This window comes from Methylobacterium sp. E-005, from assembly GCF_022829725.1.
In the GTDB taxonomy this organism is placed as follows: domain Bacteria; phylum Pseudomonadota; class Alphaproteobacteria; order Rhizobiales; family Beijerinckiaceae; genus Methylobacterium.
In genome coordinates, this window is sequence record NZ_JAKSYG010000062.1 from 62,457 (window position 1) to 82,719 (window position 20,263).

Sequence of the window (20,263 nt, forward strand, 5' to 3'; positions counted from 1 at the left end):
CCTGCAACGCGTGCAGCTTAAAGCTTGAGAAGACTTGATCGTTCCCTGTGCAGAGTGCTGAGCTGGAGTTATCCCAAGGATTCCCCAGGACCGTTATAGCTCTCGTGCGGTGCGGCAGCCTTGCCGCACCGCAGGGAAGTCTAGGCAGACTTGGGCTGGCGGGTCACCATTCGGCCGGCTCTGGCCGTTGGTCGGGCGCAGAGCCGGTGGCCACGGTGGCGGATCCCGACTAGGCGCTGCGCCCGGCGAGGCCTTCGAAGCCGATCGGCAAGCCCGCGCGCGCGGGTCGCGGTTGCCCGATCGCCTCTCCGACGCCGCGGCTGAGCCGGGCGTGGACCGTCGCCATTGTCAGAACCGCCATCGCCAAGACCTGATGGGCCAGCGCCGCCCAGAGTGGGATGGCGAGCAGCAGCGTCGCGATCCCGAGCGCCGCCTGGGCCAGCGCCAGGACGGCCACCCCCGCCGCGCGTCCCGCAGCACCGGCTGGCCCGGTCAGTCTGGCATCGACGGCGTGCAGGATTGCCACGAGGATCACGAGATACGCGGTCATCCGGTGGTCGAACTGAACCAGGGCGTGATTGTCCACGAAGTTCTCGATCCAGGGGCGGATCGCGAACAGGGTATCGGCGGTGGGGACCAGTGCTCCATCCATCGTGGGCCACGTGTTGTAGACCAGACCCGCATGCGAGCCCGCGACGAGCCCACCGAGGAAAATCTGCACGAGAACGAGCACCGGCAGCAAAGCTGCGGTCGCGCGCAGGCGGGTCGGAGCCGGCTCCAGCGCGCGACCACGCTCGCCCGCCGCCAGCCAGATCAGTCCCGCCAGGATCAGGCTCGCGGTTGTGAGATGCAGCGCGAGCTTGAGCGGGGCGACCGCGGTCATGCCGGGCTGAAGGCCCGAGGCCACCATAATCCAACCGATGGCGCCCTGCAGGCCGCCCAGCACGCCGAGGCCGAGGAGGCCAAGCCCGAGCTTACGGCTGATCCGTCCCTGCCACCAGAACACGGCCAGCGGGAGGAAGAACACGAGGCCGATCAGCCGGCCGAGCAGGCGGTGTCCCCATTCCCAGCCGTACAGGGTCTTGAAGGCCGACAGGCCCATCCCCTGGTTCAGGATGTTGTACTGGGGCGTATCCTTGTACTTGGCGAATTCCGCAGCCCAATCGGATTCGGAAAGGGGTGGGACGATGCCGGTGACGGGTCGCCACTCGGTGATGGAGAGGCCGGAACCCGTGAGCCGGGTCGCACCGCCGACCGCCACCATGGCGACCACCAGGGCGGCAACTACGTAAAGCCATGCCCGCACCGCGCCGGAACGCGGCTCGCCCGCACCTCTCGTCAGCATACGCCGTCCCTCTGCCCAGGACCGGGATGCGCCGATCCCCGCGCCGAGTTAGGATATACGCGGCCCCGCAGCAACGTCGGCGGCGCCGCAGCCCGCGGCAGGCTGCGCGTTGCCAAGCGCGAGACCGGGCGATAGCCCTCGTGCAGAGGATCATCGCAGAACCAGCACGAGACGTCATGCGCCGCCGCACCCGAACCCTGATCGGCACCCTGGCGATCCTGGCCTTCGTCTGCCTCTACGGCCCGCTGGCGATGTCCCTGGCGGACAGTCGCATCTCGGAGACGCCGGCCGCCGTGCAGGCCGTACTCTACTCGATCCTGGGGATCGCCTGGATTTTCCCGCTGATGCCGCTGATCCGCTGGATGGAACGGCCGGATCGCTGAAGCGACCCCTCGATTTCGCCGCACTCCGGGATCAGAAGCGGCCCGTCCGCTCCCAAGATAGCTGCGTCGTGCTTCGTTCCTCCATGCGCCTCACGTCCCTGGCAGCCCTCGCCGTGCTGCTCGCCCCCCTGCCGGCCCTGGCTCAAGGGACCCCGCGGTCGATCGGCGAATGCGAGCGGCTGAAGAACGATCTGGCCTACAATCAGTGCTTGGCGATGTTCGGCCCCGCGGCCAAAAACGTGGCGGGCGGCTTCGCCTCCGCCGACAGCGCACCGACGCCCGCGGCCGCCATGGCGGAGGCTATCCCGCAGGTCGAGGAGGCGGCAGAACCCGCCTCAAGCGGCCGTCGGCGCTATCGCGGGCATCGCGGGCGGCAATACGCCTCGTTCTCGACCGGCTATCGCCACCGGCGGCGGCGTTAGCACCCGTCACGCCACGTTGAGGCGGCGGCCGCGGTTCCAGGCCAGGAACGGCACACCGGAGAGCAGGCCGGCCAGGGCAGCCCGCGATTGATGGCAGCCGTTGACCGAGACCCGGGGCAGGGCATGGAGATGGCCGGCATGGCCGGCGAAGAGGTGGCCGGGTCGGGTCGTCACGCCGCTCGCAAAGCCCAGGCTGCGGGCCAGTTCGAATTCCCGTGGCCCCGCCGAGCCCGGATCGCCAACCGGATAGGACAGGTGCCGTACAGAACGATCGAGGGCCGCCTCGATCCGGGCCCGACCCTCGGCGATCTCCCGGGCGGCGAACGCCTCGGGATGTTTCGCCAGCATCGGGTGGCTCACCGTGTGAGCCCCGATGGTGACGGCGGGATCCCCCGCAAGCTCGCGCAGCTCCGACCATGAGAGGCACAGTTCGGAGGCGATCCGCCCGGGCGCAAATCCGGCCTGACGACAAAGTCCTGCGATCCGCGCCAGGAGCTCTGGCTCGGTCCCGCCACGCAGGTCGCGATAAAGGGCATCGAAGGCAATCGCCTTCTCCCCTGGGCTGCGCGTCGGCAGATCGACGGTGCGTGCGCCGATCTCGATCCGGACCCGGTCGAGCCGCGCGATGGCGCGTTCCAGTTCGAGCCACCACAACCGGCCGGTCTGGTCCGCGAAGGCGCTGGTAACGAACAGCGTCCAGGGGACGCCGTGTCGGGCGAGGACCGGGCGGGCATGCGCGACGTTGTCCCGATAGCCGTCATCGAAGGTCAGGACTGCGAAGGGCGGGCCGTAATCGGGTTCGGCCAAGCGCTCCGGCACGGCGTCGAGGCCAATGACCTCGAAGCCCCGGGCATCCAGTTCGCGCAAAGTGAGATCGAGAAAGTCCGGCGTGATCGACAACAGACGGTTCGGCGCGAAGGCTGGCGGCGGATCCGGGCTGACGTGATGAAAGGTGAGGATCACACCGAGACCGCGGGAGGCCGGGGTCAGCCAACGATCCGCCCCGAGGGCCTGGATCGCGCGGAACCCGGTCGCGAAGACCCGATGCTTGGTGCGCGACGACAGCATGGCCCCTGACCGATCAGGCCGTTCGGCCCACGGACGACACCCTGCGTGCGCCGCGGTAAACAAAGTCGAAAGATGGACGGATGGTCAGTATGCGCGCAACCATTGATTAGCCAAGCGGCAGGTTTTAGCGCCCAAATCACACGTGACGTGTTCGCTTTGATGTTGAACCCCACCGCTTGTTCAGTGGCCGAGGATGAAAGTCGACACGTGAGGGACGACCGTGCGCGGTCCAGCAGGGGTCAGGGACAATGGCGGTCGGCCTTCAGGCGACGGGTACGGACAGGATCCATGCTCCGGCGGGCGGATCGCTCGCGGCGGACCTCATCGGCGATCCGGCGGCCGCCGAAGCCGTCTGGCGCCGGATGGAGTCCGATTCCGGGAACCTTCAGACGCCCTACCAGCGATACGACTGGACGATGGCTTTCCTCCAGGCGCGCGGGCTGATGAGCGACGCGCGGATCCTCGTCCTGCGGGACGGCGAGGGCCGCGCCCGGATCCTGCTGCCGCTCGTCCTGGAGCGGCGTCTGGGCCTGTGCATCGCCCGGACGGTGGGCGGCACCCACGCGAATTATCATCTCCCCCTGTTCGCGGGTCGCGACGCGGCGGCGATGGATGCGGGTGACGTTATCGCGGCGCTGATCCGGGCCGGACGTTTGGCCGGCATCGACGTCTACGCGCTGCACCATCAGCCTCGGTCGTGGGACGGCGCGGCCAACCCGTTCGCGGCATCCGGCGAGCCCGAGGCCAGCAACGGCTACGGGCTGACCCTCGAAACGGACCCTGAAGCCACGTTGCGTCGGGTCTTCAGCGCCGATGCGCGGAAGAAGCTGCGCTCGAAGGAGAAGCGCCTGATCGAGGCGCAGGGGCCGGTGGCCTATCGGCGCGCTGAAACGGGCGACGACGTCGCTCATTTCCTCGCCGCCTTCTACGCGCACAAGGCCAACCGGTTCGCCGCGATGGGCGTCGCCGATCCCTACGCCGATCCATCGATCCGCGCCTTCCTCACGGCGGCCGCGTCCGGTCCGGACCCGGCGGTGGAGATCCATGCGCTCTACATCGTGGAAAGCGGACGGGTGCTGGCAACCTTCGGCGGCGCGGTCACCGGGCGCCGGTACAGCGGGATGATGACCGCCTTCGATCCGGATCCCGAGATCGCCCGCTACAGCCCCGGGGATCTGCTCCTGCAGCACTTGGTGCGCGAGCAGGCGGCGCGGGGACGGCTCGGCTTCGATCTCGGTGTCGGCGAGGCGCGCTACAAGGCCAGCATCTGCAACGAGATCATCGAGTTGGTCGAGGCCGTCATCCCGGTATCGCTGGCGGGGCGTACCTATGGTGCGCTTCGGCAGGGGGTTGTGCGCGCCAAGCGCAGTATCAAGCGCGACCCGCGCCTGTACACTGCCTTTCAGCGCCTGAGGAAGCTGCGCCGGGGCTGAAGGCCATCCCCGATCGTTGCAACACGATCGGGTGACGGCTCTCACATTCACGCGGCGTTGAGGCGAAGCTCGGCATCGCTCGCATCGCCGGCCGCCGGCCGATCCTGCGCGACGAGGATCTGGCCGGCCCCCGCCTCCTGGGCCGCGGCGTAGAGGTCGGCCAGCGCCGGATCGTCCGCCGAAGCGTTCGAGGCGATCACCACCGTATCCATGAAGCCGCCGACGAGGTCGATGAGACCGTGGGCGTCCGGAGGGGCCTGGAGGCAGCAGACGACCCAATCATACGCCTCCGCCATCGCCTCGAAGGTCAGGGTCAAGGCATCCGGCTCGTCGAACAACACGGATGTTGCGTGCCGCCCGGCTTCGATCCTGTGCAGTCCGCTGACCCGATCCGCCTGAATCACGTCGAGGAAGGCTGCGTCGCCAGCGATCAGATCGGTGAAGCCGAGCTTGCCGTCGATATGCCCGGCACCCAGCGCGACGTCGACGAGCGTGCCGGAAGCGCCGAGGGCCCGCGTCAGGGCGTCGGACAGGCCTGCGACGCCGTTCGCCCGGCCAGTCTCCAGAACCAGGATGCGGCGGCCGGTGGGGGCATCGGCGGCGCGCGGCGCGGAAGCGATCCGAGCGATCAGCGGGGCGAGGTGGAACGCTTCCGCGGCGGAAGCCGGAACCTCCTCCGCCAACGTGGCCGGAGGATCGGACGCCTTGGTCCAATCGGCCGGCGGCATGGCCTCCGGGAAGGCGAAGAGCGGCCGTTCGAGGATCGGCTCGCGCCGCTGACGATCCTCCGCTGGTTCGAAGGCATTGTCCCGATTGGCCGCGTTCCTTGCGGCATCCGCCAGCAGGGCACGGGCAATGACGGCGCCGGCCGAGAGCATCAGCGTGATCAGAGTGGCGAACGCGATGATCGGCAGCTTCTTCGGGAAGGACGGTACCTCCGGCGTGACCGCCCGGGAGACGATACGGGCATCGGCCGGGGTTGCGGCTTCGCCGTCGCGAGCCGCCGCCTCGCGGTAGCGCGACAGATAGGATTCGAGCTGCTCGCGCTGCGCCTTGGCCTCGCGCTCCAGCGCACGCAGCTGGATCTCGCTGGAATTGCCGCGGACGACGACGTCCTGCTGCCCATCCACCGCCGCCTGGAGGCTGTCGACCCGAGCGTCGGCGATCTTGGAATCGTTGTCCATCGTGCGGACGATCCGCTCGGCGGAGGCCTTGATCTGAGCGTCGAGATCCTCAAGCTGGGCCTTGAGCTCCTTGATGCGCGGGTGTGCCGGCAGCAGGGTCCGTGATTCGAGAGCCAGCTGCGCCCGCACCGCGATGCGGTTTTCCACGATGCGCCGGATGACCTCGTTGTTGGCGACATCCGGGATCTCGAAGGCGCGCCCGTCCTTGATCAGGTCCTTGATGGCCTTCACTTTGCCGGTGAGGTCCGCCTTCAGGATCCGGGCCGCGGAAAGCTGGCTCGAAAGCTCACCGAGTTGCTGCGCGTTGAGCGGCCGACCTGTCGTGCTGCCGACGAGGCCGTTCTTCGCGCGGAACGCCTCGACCTTTGCCTCGGCCTCCGCCACCCGCTTGCGCAGCCCGTCAATATTGCCGCCGAGCCAAGTGGAGGCGTAGCGGGCGGTGTCGACCTTGTCGGCTTCGAGCGACGAGATGTAGAGCTTCGCGATGGTGTTGGCGGCTTCGGCGGCAAGCGCCGCATCCTTGGCGCGGAACTCGATGGTCAGGATGCGCGACTTACCGGCCGGATAGACCAGCAGGTGCTCGAAATAGGCGTCGAGCACTCGATCTTCAGCCGGGCGATCCAGAGGATTGGCGCCGAGGCCAAGCATCATCAGCACGCGCTGTACGGGACCGATGCTGCCGGCGCCGGGATCGAATTCCGGGTTGCCGACGAGCTTGAGGCGGCGGATCGCCTCCCGGGCGAGATCTCGCGACATCACGACCTGGACTTGACTCGCGACAGCCTGCTCGTCGATCGGCGCGAGCTGATCGCCACGCTCCTGCGCGGTGCGGGCGAAGGCGGGATCCCGGCTTTCGAGAAGGATCTTCGACTCACCGGTGTAGCGTGGGCTCACGACGTTGACGAAGACGGTAGCGCCCAGGGCGACGACCAGCGTCGGTCCGACGATCCAACCGAGCGATCGGCGCAGAATGCGCGGCACTTGCCCGAGGCCGAGACCGAGACCGTCCTCCGCACCGGACGGCGAGACCGGTGAGGCTTCGATCGAGCGTTGACGAATACGAGACATGCGGACGCTCTGGGCGCGGGGGCAGACCGGCAGCACGTTGAGCCGCCCGTCCGCTATTTGCGGATATTAAGGTTGCTCAAGAGTTAAAGCCGCCGCACCCACAGCAAGACGCTGGGCGATCGCGATGATCAGACTTCGTTAACCTTAACAGCCTAAACCTTTGGGCAACCGCATCCATGACGGCGATGGTGATGAACCGGCGCGCTCTCCTCCTCTCCCTCGGCACGACTCTGGCGCTTGGCGGATGCCTGCGTCCGACCTTCCGGACCGATCAGCTCGATGCCACCGGCACCGGGTCGATCGCCGCGCGCTACACTCTGGCGGCGGGCGACAAGCTCCGGGTGATCGTCTTCGGCCAGGACAACCTGTCGAATATTTACGCTGTCGATGGGGCAGGGCGGATCGCGATGCCGTTGATCGGCGTCGTCCAAGTCGGTGGACAGACCACCGGCCAGGCGGCGCGCTCCATCGAAGCCAAGCTCGCCTCGGGCTTCGTGCGCGAACCGCACGTCACGGTGGAGGTCGATTCCTATCGGCCGTTCTATATTCTGGGTGAGGTCACGACGTCAGGCCAATACCCATTCGTCAACGGCATGACGGTCGAGACTGCCGTGGCGATCGCCGCGGGCTTCGGCCCCCGCGCGGCCCGCGATTATGCCGTCCTTACCCGCGATACGGGTGGCGGCAAGCTGATCTCGGGTATCGTGCCGATGACCTACTCGGTCCGGCCCGGCGACACGATCGTGGTCAAGGAACGCTTCTTCTGAGGGGGTCGGTCACTGTCACAGGTGTGCGGCGCCCGGACTGGCGTCAGCGCGCGTCGGTAGCTGATCCTCCAACCCGCCACGGATTGATGATGCGCATGGCGGTCTTCTGCGCGGGGATCGGCGTGGCGACCGCCGGAACCGGGGTGTTGGCCCGAGCCATCATGCGGCGCGCTTCCTGGGCAGGCATCGCGCCGACGGGCGTGAACAGCCCCGCCAGAACCTTGCGCGTTCCTCTACTGACGAACCGCGAAGCCTGCGCCGGCTCGAAATCCCGCACGGTGTGACGTTTATCCGGATTGCCGGTGAAGACCCGGGCGCCCGTGTTCAGCACGACGATGTCGCCGGGCTGCAGGGTCTCGTCCTTGAGAAACGCCGCCGTCGCACCGGCCTTCATATCGATCGAGATCTGACGCGGCGAAATATCCGCTTCCTTCACGCGGATCTTAACCGGCAAGGCAGCGTAGCGCGTCTGAAAACGCCGCCGGGCCGCGCCAAGCCGCGGTACCGCCCGGTTCGCCGCCGAGGGTGCATAGGAGGGCGTCGAGGACGGCACCGGCTGAGCCGACTGCGGCGTCGGGCGCGCTCCGAACAGCATCTCGAGGAAACCCATCTCGGCCGCGTCGGCACGGGTTCCGCTCCCGGCGACCAGTCCCCCGGTCGCAACGACCGCCAGCATCCAGCCCATGCGAAGCGTCATAGCGTCCTCCGGAACCATACTCGACGTGAGCATCCGTCCCTCAACCGCAAGCTGTGCGATTGGGTTCCAGTCAAGTTGCTCTACGCAGAATCACTTCGCGATGTTGGGGATGTTCGGTATTCGACGGATCAAAAGGCTATTGGTCGAGCGAATCGGTTCCGCCGGATCCGGCAAGACGTCGCTCAGGCTGGCGCCGATTGCTCGCCCTCGCCGATACAGTCGAGGGCGCGCTCCACCGCACTGACCGCATCCAGAAGATGCTGGACCGTGCGTTCGACCTCACGAGCCGGACGCCCCATGGCGGCGGCGCGCGCACTCACATCCTCCAGCCGCTCGAGCAGCTCAAGAAGGTCGCCCGCCACGGTGACGACCTCACAGCGGGCGAGGCGCGCGACGGTCGCGCGGGGACGGAAGGGCAAGACATTGCTCATCGCCGAACGTTGTCGCCCGAAACACCCTGGATTCGCCAGTGGGTCCCGGCCCCTATCCGCCGCAAACGAGCGGCGTGGTGGATTTTTCGTGGCCGCCGCGCATCGGAGGCCGCAGAACCGATTCACGGTTGGCGCTCGCCCTTGACGGGGTGTTCCCGGCCCTGACGATGGCGACACGACCCTTTCGTCGATGAACGCCGAACCCGCCAGGACCCCTCATGCGTCTCTTTCTTCTGGCCTTCTCCGCGCTGACGGTCGGCGGCCTGTGTGCCTGCGCCAGCAACGGGTCGGACTCCCGCAGCGGCCTCGCCGAGAGCTTCAACCTCGACAATTACCGCGCTTCAAGCAACACCAACGGCACGCAGACCCGGCGGGACGTCAACCGGGCCTACACGCAGCCCACGCTGCCGACGATCGGCAACCGCGGTATGTAAACGGGCGCTGCGCGCGGATGCGCTCAGCGCTTCGCCAGCGCGTCCGCGAAGGTGGTGATCCGGTTCCGGGCATAGACCGGCAGGCCGGCACTGATCGACGTGCCGGTGTTGAAGCTCGAATTGCCCATCAGCACCTGTGCGGGCAGCAGGTTCTTGAGCACCGGCACCCGGGCATATTCGGCCTTCCGGTCGAGCACGTCGCCCTTGATGGCGAGGGCCATGTAGGTGGTGACGACCGTCTTGCCCGGGTCGTTCGGCATCGGCTGGAACACCGCCAGGAACTTACCGAAGCGTAGGATCTGGTTGACCCAGAAGATCGTCTGTTCCAGCCCGCCGGTGACCGGCGTGTCGATCTTGGTCAGAGCCCGGAGCGGCCCGTCCTGATCGGGCCCGAGCGCCCGGAGCTCACTCTGGAACGAGACATACTCGGCGATCTTCTTGGCCGAGCCCTCTTCGAGCTTGTTGGCGAGCTTCACACCGAGCGGCAGCTTGCCCTCAAGATCGTAGCGCGACTCGATGCAGGCCCCAGCACCCTCGCACCAGGGGCGGTCCGGCCGCTTGGCGAAGGCGGCGGCCGGATCCTTGTTGGGCGTGACATCGGCAACCGAGACGGCGCGGTGCTTGATCGCCGGATCCATCTTCTGAACGAAGGCGAGGTTCGCGTAGGACGCGATGTCGATCGACTCCGGTGGGCGGGGCACGACGAAACGCCCCTCGGCCACGTAGACCTTGAGGGTCTCATGCCGCGGCTTGGTCACCCCGTTCACCGTGACGGTGTAGTCGGGCTCCTTGTAGCCCGGGTAGGGGGCGAGCACCGCCGCCTCCGCGGGCCGCACCTTCTGCCAATCGAGATACGGGATCAGCCCGTTCTCCGGCGCCGTGGGCTTGTCGCGGTGATCGGTGAACAGGATCTGGCCCGGCTTGATGGTCGCCGGATCGACGGCTGCGACCGCGGGCACCTCCTTGATCCGTTCGACCGCGGGGGTCGCGGCGATGTTGGCGGCGGGCGTCTGCGCGGAAGCCGGATAAGCGGCCAGCAGCGCGACGGCAAAGACCGCGGGAAATCGGGCGGCGGGAAGCTGCATTCGCAACGGGCGTCTCATCTAACGGGGAGGGCGGTCAGAAGCCGGAATCTTCGCCGAACAGATAGTCCGGATCACGGCGGCGCGGCCTGCGCACGCCGTCATCCCCGAACGGCGAGCGCGCGGTCTGGCCCGGCCAGGGCCTGTACGGATCCTGTCTGTCGGGGTCCAGATCGCCCTGCGCACGGCGGCTGCGCGGTGGCGGCCGGTCTCCGAACGGGTCGAGCGGGTCCGCGGGCGGGCGCTCGCTGGTCATGTTGCCATAATAATCGCCCGCAACGCTCCCTCCGTCTTCGGCCCCGCCGAGATCGCCATCCTCGGCATCCGGCCGCATCGCGTAGAGCGTCTCGCGCGGCACGAGGCGGTATTGGGTGTCGGCCATCTTGCCGTCGCCGCTCGTGCGGAAATGCTCGATGAAGCCACCTCCCGCTACACGGACGCCGCTGCGCGGATCGATCGCCAAGTTGGCGATGAACGGCTGCGCCTCAGCGGAGGGGCCCTTCAGCGGCGTCTTCGGAACGCCGTTGGCCCAGGCCGCCTGGAGGATGGCCGAGGCGATCGGAACCGAGACATGGCCACCGGTCTGGCCGCGGCCGAGCGTCTTCCGGCTGCCATCGGCATTGTCGTACCCGATCCAGACCACGACCGTGATCTCGTTGGTCAGGCCGGCGAACCACGCGTCGTTCTCGTTCTCCGACGTGCCGGTCTTGCCGGCCACGTAGGCCGAAACCTTGGACAGGGCCGCAGCGGTACCGTGCTGGGTCACGCCCTGCAGCATGGTCTTCAGCTGATAGAACGCCACCCGGTCGGCCGAGCCGATGCGGACCGGTTCCCGGGCCGCGTGGCTGTAGAGCGACTTGCCGTCCCGCTCGACCGATTCGAGGGCGTAGGGCGCGGGCCGCGCGCCCTCGTTGGCCACGGCTGCATAGAAGGCGGCGAGATCGAGCATCCGCACCGGCTGCGCGCCGAGGACGAAGGGATAGTAAGGCTCGCACTCCGCATAGATCTGCGCCTCAAGGGCGATGTCGCAGACGCGCTTGAGGCTCGCGGGGGCCTTCGGCGCGATACCGCCCTGCAGGAGGCGGGCGGTGACGAGATTCTTGGAGAATTCCAGCCCGCGCCGGAGCGTCGTGGGCCCTGAACCGCCGCCCTCGTAATTCTTCGGCGACCACGAATCGCCGGTTCCGTTGATCGGCGGCAGCGTGACGGGGGAATCCATCACCAGCGTGTTGGGCTGAAGGCCGGCATTGAGCGCGGCAAGGTAGGTCAACGGCTTCAGGGTCGAGCCCGGCTGCCGCACCGTCTGCGTGACGCGATTGAGCTGGCTCAGCGGGTAGGAGAAGCCCCCCGCCATGGCGAGGATCCGGCCCGTCTGATTCTCGAGGACGAGCGCCGCGCCCTGGACGGTCGGCTTGACGCGGAGTTGCGCGTGCGGGCCGCCCTTGCCCGGCGTGACCTTCACCCGCACCACGTCGTAGGGCTGGAGCTTGCCGCGGGCGATCCCGGCGTCGAGGGAAGCGGTGCGGCCATCCGCGAGCCCGACCTTGATGCCGCCGCGCCCCGTCTCCAGCACGACCGCCATGGGCCAGCGGACATCGTAGAGGACCGGCCGAGCGCTCTCGAGCGCCAGCAGCCAAGCGGGCTTGCGCTGCGGCGTCGCGACGATCTTGGAGGCACGGAGCGTCTTGGTGTCCGGCTTGACGGCATCCGCCCGGGCCCCCGTAACGGACGGCGCCGCCTGCGGCGAAGCCTCGGGGGCCGGCGTTGCGGCCTGGATCCGGCGGACGCTGTCGGCGAGGTTGAGTTCCGGTCCCGTGAAGGTCTGGCGCCCAGTCGACCGCTCGTAATTCGCGAGCCCGTCCTGCAGCGCCTCTTCCACGGCCCGCTGAAGCCCGGCATTGATCGTGGAGCGCACGGTGAGCGAACCGGACGTGAGCGAATCGACTCCCGCGAACGTCCGCGCCTCCCGGTTCAGGAAGTCGACCGCATAGAACCCGGAATCGCGCCGCGCTGTCTCGATCGGTTTCAGGCCGAGATCGGCCTTGATCGCGGTATTCATCTCCGCCTCGGTGATCGTGCCCTCTTCCTTGAGACGGGACAGCACGTAGGCGCGCCGCTCCCGGGCTCGATCCGGGTACTTGTCGGGGCTGTAGAAGTTCGGGCCCTTGGGCATGCCGGCGAGGAGGGCCGCCTCCGGCAGGTTGAGTTGGCCGACCGGCTTCCCGAAATAGCTCTCCGCCGCCATCTCGATGCCGTAGGCGCCGCGGCCGAGATAGATCCCGTTGAGATAGAGGCCGAGGATCTGCGGCTTCGACAGGATCCGCTCAAGCCGCGAGGCGACGATCATCTCGCGGATCTTGCGCTCGTAGGTGACGTCGTCACCGACCGAGAGGTTCTTGACGACCTGCTGGGTGATAGTCGAGCCGCCGGCGGGCCTCCCCGGCGAGGCGAGATTGCCGATGAAGGCGCGGATCACGCCGCGCTCGTCGATGCCGTGATGGCTCTCGAAGCGCTTGTCCTCGGCGGCGATGAACGCCTTCTGTACCAGCGGCGGCACCGCCGAGATCGGCACCACGATGCGTCGCCCGTTCGGCTCGGACGCTTCCGCAAACGGTTTGCCGGCGCCGTCGAGGATCCGGGTCATGCCCGGCAGGGCCTTGTCGCGCAGGGCTTCGGCGCTCGGCAGCTCCTTGGTGGCGTTGTCGTAGAACTCGATCACCGCCTTCGCGTCGAACGGGGAGTTCGGCGGATTCTCGCCCTTGCAGAACTGCTTGTAGCTGACGTTCAACTCGTTGATGTCGAGCCCATGCAGGATCTTCGGCGCGGACGGGCCGGCGACCGTCGTCGGATCCTCCATGGCGGTGGAGATCAGGTCGTCGAGGTTGATGTCCTCGATGTCGAAGCTCTTGCGCATATGGGCGCAGCCGTCGCGCAGAAGGCGCACCACCTCGGGCCCGTCGGTTGCCGGGTCGAATCGCGTGCGCACGGAGTCAGGCCGGGTGGTGACCTGGCTCAGGGTCAGGGCGGTCGCGAACAGCTTGATCAGGATGGCGTTCATGCGGGCCGGGTTCGGAGACGCAACAGGCGGACCGGATCGTCCGGACGCGCGCCCGACAGGGCTTGCACAACGCGGCTGATTTAAGGACGCGGCGAACGGCAACGCTTTCTGCCGGCCCTACGTTCTGAACACGCGACGACGCCGGGGGGCCGTATGATCAACGACTTGTGGTACAAGAACGCCGTCATCTACTGCCTCTCCGTCGGCACCTTCATGGATGCCAATGGCGACGGTGTCGGTGACTTCGCCGGACTGGAGCGTCGGCTCGACTACATACAGGGCCTGGGCGCCACCGCGATCTGGCTGATGCCGTTCCAGCCCTCGCCCAAGAAGGACGGCGGCTACGATATTTCGGACTATTATGGCGTCGATCCGGCCTACGGCTCGCTCGGCGATTTCGTGGCTTTCACGCATGCGGCCAAGCAGCGGGGCCTGCGCGTGCTCATCGACCTCGTCGTCAACCATACCTCGGACCAGCATCCCTGGTTTCAGGCGGCTCGATCCAACCCGGACTCGCCGTTTCGGGACTGGTACCTCTGGTCGGACAAGCGTCCGGCCACGGCCGACGAGGGTATGGTTTTCCCGGGCGTGCAGGACACGACCTGGACCTACGACTCCAAGGCTAAAGCCTGGTACTTCCACCGGTTCTTCAATTTCCAGCCGGATCTGAACACAGCCAACCCCGAGGTGCTGGCCGAGATCCTGAAGATCATGGGCTTCTGGATCCAGCTCGGCGTCTCGGGCTTCCGGATGGATGCGGTGCCCTTCGTCATCGCGGAGAAGGGTGCCGATGTCGGCGGCAAGCCGCGCGAGCAGTTCGATATGCTGCGCGACTTCCGCGAGTTCCTGCAATGGCGCCAGGGCGACGCCATTATCCTGGCCGAGGCCAACATCCTGCCGGAGCAGGACTTCGACTATTTCGGCGACGATGCCGACCGCATGCACATGATGTTCAACTTCCAGGTCAATCAGGCGACGTTCTACGCCCTGGCTGGCCATGACGCGCGGCCTCTGGTCAAAGCCATCGAGAAGACGAAGCCGCGCCCGCTCTCATGCCAATGGGGCATCTTTCTCAGGAATCACGACGAGCTCGACCTCGGTCGGCTCACAGAGGCGCAGCGGCAGGCCGTGTTCGCGGAGTTCGGCCCGGAGAAGCGCATGCAGCTCTACGACCGGGGCATCCGGCGCCGTTTCGCCCCGATGCTGGCCGGCGACCCGCGGCGGATCCGGCTGGCCTACTCGCTGATGTTCACCCTGCCGGGAACGCCGGTGCTGCGCTACGGCGACGAGATCGGCATGGGTGACGACCTCACGCTGAAGGAACGGGACTGTGCCCGCACGCCGATGCAATGGACCGGCGAGCACCAGGGCGGCTTCTCGCAGGCCGACAGAACCGTGCTGCCCGTGATCGACCACGGGCCCTACGGCTACGCCCATGTGAACGTCGCCGATCAGCGTCACGCCCAGGACTCACTGCTTAACTGGATGCAGAGCATCATCCGGCAGCGCAAGGAGACTCCCGAGATCGGCTGGGGCGACGTCGTTGCGGTCCCGACCGGCAAGAACTCGGTGCTGGCCCTGCGCTACGAATGGCGCGGCAACGCGGTGCTGTGCGTGCACAACCTTGCGGCGGAGCCGGTGGAGATCGCCCTCAAATCCGGCAGCCCGGATCGGGAACACGACGTGCTGGTCGACGTCCTCACTGGCGCGCGCAGCGATGTCCGGGAGGACGGCACGCACTGCGTGTTTCTGGAAGGCTACGGCTACCACTGGTTCCGCGTCGGCGGGCTCGACGCGCTTCTCAAGCGTCGCCCGGCCTAAGGACAGCGCGATTACGCCTCGCGCTGATCGGGCCGAACCGTTAGGACGCGCCGGAGCAAGGTGTAACATGGCCCGGACGAAGCATTATCCCCCGGACGCGACGATCGCCGACATCCTGCCGGACCTCGCCGACGGCGAGGCGTATCTGCGCCACGTTCTGGTCACCATGCGGATGTGCCAGAAGCATTACGGCGACGCCTGGGTCCGGATCGGTGTCACCGGCCGATCGCCGACGCCGTCGTACCGGATCGACCGGCCGGACGAGACGGCCTCGGGTGACGGAACCTACGAGGCGGGCCAGGCCCTGTTCGGCGCCTATGGCGGGCGGTCCCACGACCGGTTCACACAGATCAACACCGCGGAGACCCGCTGGAGCACGCGTTCGCTCGGCATGGCCGAGATGCTGGCGCTCCACGACGGTCTGCGCCGCCCGAAGGGCGACGTGGCTTGAGCCGACCGCGCAGGGTGCCGCCCGTCCCCGTTCTGCGTTAGAATCGGATCAAGGGCGTCTTGAGCGGCGCTGCCAACATGCGGAACGACATGCCAGGTACGCCACGCGCGGGGATCATCCCGGTCACGCCCTTTCAGCAGAACTGCACCCTGATCTGGGATGACGCCACCAAGATCGGTGCCGTGGTCGATCCCGGCGGCGATCTCGACCGGATCGAGGCGGCGATCCGGGAGCAGGGCGTGCAGGTTGAGAAGATTCTGCTGACCCACGGCCATGTCGACCACGCCGCTGGTGCCGACGAGCTGCGCGAGCGCCTCGGCGTGCCGGTCGAGGGCCCCCACCGGGCCGACAAGTTCCTGCTCGACTCCCTTCCGGAGACGGCGGCCAATTACGGCCTCGGCGAGGCCCGGGCGGTGACGCCGGATCGCTGGCTCGACGAGGGCGATGCCGTGACGGTGGGCGACCTCGGCTTCGACATCCTGCACTGCCCGGGCCACTCGCCGGGGAGCGTGGTCTTCGTCAGCCGCGACGCGCGCTTCGCCCTTGTGGGCGACGTGGTGTTCAAAGGCTCGGTCGGCCGCACGGACCTGCCGGGCGGCAACCACGATCAGCTGATCCGGGCGATCAAGGAGAAGGTCCTGCCGCTCGGCGACGACCTCGCCTTCATCCCCGGCCACGGGCCGACCGGCACGCTCGGCGAGGAGCGTGTCTCCAATCCGTTCCTGCAGGACTGAAGCGCATGGACAAGCGTCGCATCGGCCAATCGCCACTCACAGTCGCGCCCTTTTGCCTGGGTGGCAACGTCTTCGGCTGGACCGCGGACGAGGCCACATCCTTCGCGATCCTCGACCGCTTCGTCGAGAGCGGTTTCGACTTCATCGACACCGCCGACGTCTATTCGCGCTGGGCCCCGGCCCACGCGGGCGGCGAATCCGAGACGGTGATTGGGCGCTGGCTGGCGGCCCGTCCCGGTGCGCGGAACCGGATCGTGCTGGCCACCAAGGTCGGCATGGATATGGGCGAGGCCGGCAAGGGCCTCTCGGCGCAGCACATCGAGCGGGCCTGCGAGGCGTCCCTGCGGCGGCTGCAAACCGACCGGATCGATCTCTATCAGTCCCACCTCGACGATGCCGACGTGCCGCTGGAGGAGACGCTGCGGGCCTACGAGCGCCTGATCGCGGCCGGCAAGGTGCGCGTGATCGGGGCCTCGAATTACGGCGCCAGCCGGCTCAGGGAGGCGCTGGCGCTCTCGGCCTCCGCAGGCCTGCCGCGCTACGAATGCCTGCAGCCGGATTACAGCCTCGCCGAGCGCGGCTACGAAGTCGAGCTGGAGCCGCTCTGCCGGGCCGAGCAAGTCGGCGTGATCGGCTACTTCTCGCTGGCGGCCGGTTTCCTCACGGGGAAATACCGGTCCGCGCAGGACGCCGCCGGTCGAGCCCGCGAGAACCGCGTCGCGAAGTACCTCAACCCGCGGGGCCTCGCGCTACTCGACGTGCTCGATTCGGTCGCCGCGGCGCATGGCGCGAGCCCGGCGCAGGTGGCATTGGCCTGGATCATCGCCCGCCCCGGGATCACGGCGCCAATCGCCAGCGCCACGTCCGTCACGCAGCTCGACGAGTTGCTGGGCGCGGCCCGGCTGAGCCTGTCGCCTGAGGCGATCGCGCGCCTGGATGGAGCCAGCGCGGGCGGGATCGAGGACTAACGCGGCGTTAAGCCGGGAGCGTCAGAAAAGCACCCAGGGGCTCGCCCTGGGTGCGCAAAAGTCGTGCAAACTCAAGGTGGAACCCTTATATCAGGCAGACCGAGTGAGAGTTCAGGCGTGGGCGCCTGACGGCGCGAGTCTCTCCGTCGCGTAAAGGCCCGCCTGCCCGAGGAAGTTCATGGCCGACACCCCCCAGAACGAGCACGCCGATTACGGCGCGGAATCGATCCGCGTGCTGAAGGGCCTCGATGCCGTCCGCAAGCGCCCCGGCATGTATATCGGTGATACCGATGACGGCTCCGGCCTCCACCACATGGTGTATGAGGTCGTCGACAACGCCATCGACGAGGCTCTGGCCGGCCACGCCGACCTCGTCACCGTCACCCTGAACGCCGACGGTTCGGTCACGGTTTCCGACAATGGCCGCGGCATCCCGGTGGACATCCACAAGGAAGAGGGCGTCTCGGCAGCCGAGGTCATCATGACCCAGCTCCACGCCGGCGGTAAGTTCGATCAGAACTCCTACAAGGTCTCCGGCGGCCTGCATGGCGTCGGCGTCTCGGTGGTGAACGCCCTGTCGTCGTGGCTGAAGCTGCGCATCTGGCGCAACGACTCGGAGCACGCCATGGAGTTCCGCCACGGCGACGCCGTGGCCCCGCTCGAAGTGGTCGGCCCCGGCAACGGTCGCCGCGGCACGGAAGTCACCTTCCTGCCGTCGACCGACACCTTCACGATGATCGAGTTCGATTACGGGACGCTGGAGAAGCGCCTGCGCGAGCTCGCCTTTCTGAATTCCGGCGTGCGCATCGTGCTGACCGACGCGCGCCATGCCGAGAAGAAGCGTGAGGAGCTGTACTACGAGGGCGGCATCGAAGCCTTCGTCCGCTACCTCGACCGCTCCCGCAAGCCGATCGACGGCATGGCGAGCCCCGTGGTCGTCAGTTCCGAACGCGACGGCATCCGCGTCGAGGTCGCGCTCTGGTGGAACGACTCGTTCAACGAAACCGTGCTGCCCTTCACCAACAATATCCCACAGCGCGACGGCGGCACCCATATGGCGGGTTTCCGCGCGGCGCTGACCCGCCAGATCACCGGTTACGCCGAGTCGAGTGGCGTCGCCAAGCGGGAGAAGGTCTCGCTCACCGGTGAGGATTGCCGTGAGGGTCTCACTGCGGTGATCTCCGTGCAGGTGCCGGACCCGAAATTCTCATCGCAGACCAAGGACAAACTGGTCTCATCCGAGGTGCGGCCGGCGGTGGAGAACGTCCTCAACGAGGGCTTGTCCACGTGGCTCGAGGAGAACCCGTCCCAGGCCCGCTCGGTGATGGGCAAAGTCGTCCTGGCGGCCTCGGCTCGCGAAGCCGCCCGCAAGGCGCGCGAGACCGTGACCCGCAAGGGCGCGCTCGATATCGCCTCCCTGCCCGGCAAGCTCGCCGATTGTCAGGAGCGCGACCCGACCAAATGCGAGATCCTGCTGGTTGAGGGTGATTCTGCAGGCGGGTCGGCCAAACAGGGCCGCGACCGGACCTTCCAGGCGGTGCTGCCGCTGCGCGGCAAAATCCTGAACGTCGAGCGCGTCCGCGCCGATCGGATGCTGTCTTCGGCGGAGATTGGCACCCTGATCACCGCGCTCGGCGCCGGGATCGGCCGCTCATCGACCGATCGCGAGGGCTTCAACCCGGAGAAGCTGCGCTATCACCGCATCATCATCATGACCGACGCGGATGTGGACGGCTCGCACATCCGGACACTCCTCCTGACCTTCTTCTTCCGGCAGATGCCGGAGCTGATCGAGCGCGGCCATCTCTACATCGCCCAGCCGCCCCTCTACAAAGCCGAGCGCGGCCGGCGCGCGATCTACCTGAAGGACGAGCGCGCGCTCGAGGACTACCTGATCGATCAGGGGACCGACGGGGCGATTCTGCGCCTCTCCACCGGGGCGGAATTCGCCGGGCCCCAGCTCAAGAGCCTCGTCGAGGAGGCGCGGACCTTCCGGAGCATCCTGCAGGGCCTGCATACGCGTTACGACCGTGCCGTGGTTGAGCAGGCTGTGCTCGCCGGGGCGCTCGACCCGGAGGCGGCCTCCCGCTCTGGCGAGGCCGAGGTGCTGGCCGACATGACGGCGCGGCGGCTCGATGCCATCGCGGACGAGATCGAGCAGGGCTGGCAGGGCGAGTCCTCCGAGGGCGGCTACCGCCTCAGCCGGACGCTGCGCGGCGTGCGCCAGGTGGCGACGCTCGATGCCGGGCTGATCGCCTCTCAGGAGGCCCGCCGCCTGTCCGAGCGGGCCGACGCCTTCCGCGAGATCTACGGTGAGCCCGCCACCCTGATGCGCAAATCCGACGAGACCGTTCTGCACGGGCCGGTCGCCCTGTTCGAGGCCGTGATGGCCTTCGGCCGCAAGGGCCTGCAGCTCCAGCGCTACAAGGGCCTCGGCGAGATGACGGCGCAGCAGCTCTGGGAGACGACGCTGGATCGCGACGTGCGCTCGTTGTTGCAGGTCAAGGTGAAGGACGTCACCGACGCCGACGACCTGTTCGTGAAGCTGATGGGCGACGTCGTGGAGCCGCGGCGCGAGTTCATTCAGGAGAACGCGCTGAGCGTGGCAAACCTAGACGTGTAGCGCGCGGGGAGGTCTGCACCGACGAAGCGAGCCGCTGGTCCTGGGAACAGGGTCGGCGGCTCATCTTTTTTCAGAGCCGCCCCCGCGCACGCAAAGGTGATCGACTTTCATCCCGGCCTCCCAATCGAGCCTCAGCACAGGGAATGATTTTCTGAACCTATCGATTTCAAACGGACGCTCGATCATCGAATGATTGTTTGGTTCAAGTCTTTTAGATCGCATATTAGGCAAGGCACTAGTAGATTTAGGGATTGTCAGAGGGAAACGTAAGTCTGACACTTGAACCAAGCTCTG

Annotated in this window: 17 protein-coding genes; 10 read left to right on the top strand and 7 right to left on the bottom strand. The window is 67.5% G+C overall.

Annotated elements, in window-relative coordinates:
* Positions 1-229 precede the first annotated feature (229 nt).
* Positions 230-1,345, bottom strand: coding sequence for a COX15/CtaA family protein (locus tag MKK88_RS06340; RefSeq protein ID WP_243997981.1), 1,116 nt, complete (start codon positions 1,343-1,345; stop codon positions 230-232).
* A gap of 176 nt (positions 1,346-1,521) precedes the next feature.
* Between MKK88_RS06340 and MKK88_RS06345 the strand changes: the two genes are divergently transcribed.
* Positions 1,522-1,728: a DUF2842 domain-containing protein gene (locus MKK88_RS06345; RefSeq protein WP_243997983.1), complete on the top strand. Its 207-nt coding sequence runs from the start codon at positions 1,522-1,524 to the stop codon at positions 1,726-1,728.
* An 83-nt stretch (positions 1,729-1,811) separates the two neighbouring features.
* Positions 1,812-2,150 (top strand): hypothetical protein, encoded by a 339-nt coding sequence (locus tag MKK88_RS06350; RefSeq protein ID WP_279602110.1) that lies wholly within the window; start codon positions 1,812-1,814, stop codon positions 2,148-2,150.
* A 6-nt stretch (positions 2,151-2,156) separates the two neighbouring features.
* Here MKK88_RS06350 and MKK88_RS06355 read toward each other — a convergent pair whose 3' ends face one another.
* Complete coding sequence (locus MKK88_RS06355; RefSeq protein WP_243997987.1) at positions 2,157-3,218, bottom strand: polysaccharide deacetylase family protein; 1,062 nt, start codon at positions 3,216-3,218, stop codon at positions 2,157-2,159.
* 248 nt (positions 3,219-3,466) lie between these two features.
* On the opposite strand from MKK88_RS06355, the gene MKK88_RS06360 reads away from it, so the two are divergent.
* On the top strand, positions 3,467-4,651 hold the full coding sequence (locus MKK88_RS06360; RefSeq protein ID WP_243997989.1) for a GNAT family N-acetyltransferase: 1,185 nt from the start codon (positions 3,467-3,469) through the stop codon (positions 4,649-4,651).
* A 47-nt stretch (positions 4,652-4,698) separates the two neighbouring features.
* Here the strand turns inward: MKK88_RS06360 and MKK88_RS06365 are convergent, their stop codons facing one another.
* Positions 4,699-6,903 carry a GumC family protein gene (locus MKK88_RS06365; protein ID WP_243997991.1) on the bottom strand — a complete coding sequence of 735 codons (2,205 nt, stop codon included), beginning with the start codon at positions 6,901-6,903 and terminating at the stop codon, positions 4,699-4,701.
* A 185-nt stretch (positions 6,904-7,088) separates the two neighbouring features.
* On the opposite strand from MKK88_RS06365, the gene MKK88_RS06370 reads away from it, so the two are divergent.
* Complete coding sequence (locus tag MKK88_RS06370) at positions 7,089-7,670, top strand: polysaccharide biosynthesis/export family protein (protein ID WP_243998207.1); 582 nt, start codon at positions 7,089-7,091, stop codon at positions 7,668-7,670.
* A 43-nt stretch (positions 7,671-7,713) separates the two neighbouring features.
* Here the strand turns inward: MKK88_RS06370 and MKK88_RS06375 are convergent, their stop codons facing one another.
* Both MKK88_RS06375 and MKK88_RS06380 read right to left on the bottom strand, forming a co-directional pair.
* Positions 7,714-8,355: a hypothetical protein gene (locus tag MKK88_RS06375; RefSeq protein ID WP_243997994.1), complete on the bottom strand. Its 642-nt coding sequence runs from the start codon at positions 8,353-8,355 to the stop codon at positions 7,714-7,716.
* A gap of 194 nt (positions 8,356-8,549) precedes the next feature.
* Positions 8,550-8,798, bottom strand: coding sequence for a hypothetical protein (locus MKK88_RS06380; protein ID WP_243997996.1), 249 nt, complete (start codon positions 8,796-8,798; stop codon positions 8,550-8,552).
* A 218-nt stretch (positions 8,799-9,016) separates the two neighbouring features.
* Here MKK88_RS06380 and MKK88_RS06385 point away from each other — a divergent pair, with 218 nt between their 5' ends.
* Positions 9,017-9,232: a hypothetical protein gene (locus tag MKK88_RS06385; RefSeq protein WP_243997998.1), complete on the top strand. Its 216-nt coding sequence runs from the start codon at positions 9,017-9,019 to the stop codon at positions 9,230-9,232.
* Between the two features lie 23 nt (positions 9,233-9,255).
* Here MKK88_RS06385 and MKK88_RS06390 read toward each other — a convergent pair whose 3' ends face one another.
* Both MKK88_RS06390 and MKK88_RS06395 read right to left on the bottom strand, forming a co-directional pair.
* Entirely contained in the window at positions 9,256-10,335 is a 1,080-nt protein-coding gene (locus MKK88_RS06390; RefSeq protein ID WP_409566624.1) for a hypothetical protein, read from the bottom strand.
* 16 nt (positions 10,336-10,351) lie between these two features.
* Entirely contained in the window at positions 10,352-13,372 is a 3,021-nt protein-coding gene (locus tag MKK88_RS06395) for a penicillin-binding protein 1A (RefSeq protein ID WP_243998002.1), read from the bottom strand.
* Positions 13,373-13,525: 153 nt separating this feature from the next.
* Here MKK88_RS06395 and MKK88_RS06400 point away from each other — a divergent pair, with 153 nt between their 5' ends.
* The 5 genes from MKK88_RS06400 (at position 13,526) to gyrB (ending at position 19,969) form a co-directional block, all read left to right on the top strand.
* Positions 13,526-15,193: an alpha-amylase family protein gene (locus tag MKK88_RS06400; RefSeq protein ID WP_243998004.1), complete on the top strand. Its 1,668-nt coding sequence runs from the start codon at positions 13,526-13,528 to the stop codon at positions 15,191-15,193.
* Positions 15,194-15,260: 67 nt separating this feature from the next.
* Positions 15,261-15,644 carry a hypothetical protein gene (locus tag MKK88_RS06405; protein ID WP_243998006.1) on the top strand — a complete coding sequence of 128 codons (384 nt, stop codon included), beginning with the start codon at positions 15,261-15,263 and terminating at the stop codon, positions 15,642-15,644.
* Positions 15,645-15,733: 89 nt separating this feature from the next.
* Positions 15,734-16,378, top strand: a complete 645-nt coding sequence (locus MKK88_RS06410) for an MBL fold metallo-hydrolase (protein WP_243998008.1) — start codon at positions 15,734-15,736, stop codon at positions 16,376-16,378.
* Between the two features lie 5 nt (positions 16,379-16,383).
* Complete coding sequence (locus MKK88_RS06415; RefSeq protein WP_243998010.1) at positions 16,384-17,346, top strand: aldo/keto reductase; 963 nt, start codon at positions 16,384-16,386, stop codon at positions 17,344-17,346.
* A 178-nt stretch (positions 17,347-17,524) separates the two neighbouring features.
* The gene (gene gyrB, locus MKK88_RS06420) at positions 17,525-19,969 is read left to right on the top strand and encodes a DNA topoisomerase (ATP-hydrolyzing) subunit B (protein ID WP_243998012.1); all 2,445 of its coding nucleotides are present in this window, start codon (positions 17,525-17,527) and stop codon (positions 19,967-19,969) included.
* Positions 19,970-20,263: the final 294 nt, after the last annotated feature.